The organism is Anoxybacillus ayderensis (assembly GCF_000833605.1).
GTDB lineage: Bacteria > Bacillota > Bacilli > Bacillales > Anoxybacillaceae > Anoxybacillus > Anoxybacillus ayderensis.
This window is the reverse complement of the sequence record NZ_JXTG01000045.1, coordinates 1-1,613: the sequence shown is the minus strand read 5'-3', so window position 1 is coordinate 1,613 and position 1,613 is coordinate 1. Positions and strand designations below refer to the sequence as shown.

1 protein-coding gene is annotated in these 1,613 nt (G+C 47.7%); it reads left to right on the top strand.

Annotated elements, in window-relative coordinates; translation table 11 throughout:
* The first annotated feature begins 91 nt into the window (after positions 1-91).
* On the top strand, positions 92-1,540 hold the full coding sequence (tnpC, locus tag JV16_RS14730; RefSeq protein ID WP_042536454.1) for an IS66 family transposase: 1,449 nt from the start codon (positions 92-94) through the stop codon (positions 1,538-1,540).
* The last annotated feature ends 73 nt before the right edge of the window (positions 1,541-1,613 follow it).

Genomic DNA, 1,613 nt, shown 5'->3' with positions numbered 1-1,613 from the left:
GTAACTATTCAGCCACCTCATAAAGTGAGCTGAATATTTTTTGGTTTTCCTGTCTATCATGTGAATACGGATAGACAAGGAGGTGAATCGCATGTTGACGGTACAACAAGCTGTATTTACGGTTGAGAGCTTAATCAGCAAAGTCCAACAACAAAAACAGCTCATTCATCAACTCATTCAAGAAAATGAACATTTGCGTCAAGAAAACAAACAGCTACGCAAAGAAAATGAACAACTGACATATCGCGTTCAAGAGCTGGAAGCACGCACGAAAAAAAACAGCTCTAATAGCCATTTGCCCCCATCTTCTGACCGTTTTGAGAAAAAGCGTTCCTCCCGCGAGCCGTCTGGCAAAAAGCCTGGTGGGCAAGAGGGACATGAGGGAACGACGCTCCGTCAAGTGGAACATCCACATCATCGTGTCGTTCATCGCGTCCATACGTGTCAAGGATGTGGGGCTTCTTTGCGTGACGTAAAACCGCTCAAAGTCGATGTCCGTCAAGTGTTTGATCTGCCTCCCGTGACGATGGAAGTGACACAACATGAGCGCGAAGTGAAATCATGTCCGCATTGCCGATGCGTGCAACAAGCCGAGTTCCCGTCACATGTCACAAACCATGTGCAATATGGTCCACGGCTCACGGCGCTTGTCGTGTATTTGTACAACATGCAAATGATCCCTTATCAACGTTTACGTGACATGATGGAAGAGCTATATCAACATCCGATCAGCACAGGAACGCTTGTCAACATGGTCAAACGGGGACGCGAAGCACTCGAGCCAAACATGGACATCATCGAAGAAGCACTGCTTCCATCGGATATCTTGCATGTCGATGAAACGAGCTTGCGGATCGATGGCAAACAGGCATGGGTTCATGTCGCCTGTACATCCGCATATACATACTTAGCTCCTCACGCTTCTCGTGGAAAGAAAGCGACGGATGAGATCGGGATTCTTCCACAATATAAAGGAACGATGATGCATGATGCGTTCGGTACGTATCCGAGATACACCGAAGCCACACATGCCCTTTGTCATGCCCATCATTTACGTGACTTGAAAGGCTTCATCGAACAAGGGCATACATGGGCAAAACGGTTGACCACGTTTCTATTATCCGCCAAACAAGTGGTCGAACAACATGGTGGCTCCCTCCCAGAAGAAGAAGCGAAACGTTGGGAGCGCGTGTATGATCGCATACTCGCGAAAGCGCAACATTATTTGGAAGGGATGACACCGTTGCCGAAAAAAGCGCTCTCCTTCGTTCGGCGACTTCAAAAACGGAAGGAAGAAGCGTTGCGCTTTTTGCGTGAAGCTCACGTTCCCTTTGACAACAACCAAGCCGAACGAGATCTTCGCATGGTCAAAGTCAAAGAGAACATCTCGGGTACATTTCGTCAGGAAACGTTCGCGCAGTCGTTTTGCATCGCAAGAAGCATCGTTTCCACACTCACGAAACACGAAAAAAACGTGTGGGACTCGTTGTGTCTTCTGTTGACAGGCGAAACGATAGATCGTGTTCTTTCCGCTACCTAGGGCATTTTCTATGACAGAAATGCCCTATTTGTGCTGGGCTACTTTACACACTAGCACTCGGGTGAATAGTTAC

Bases quoted from the DNA above. Each gene is read 5' to 3' on its own strand.
- tnpC (WP_042536454.1), top strand. From the start codon at position 92: ATGTTGACGGTACAACAAGCTGTATTTACGGTTGAGAGCTTAATCAGC.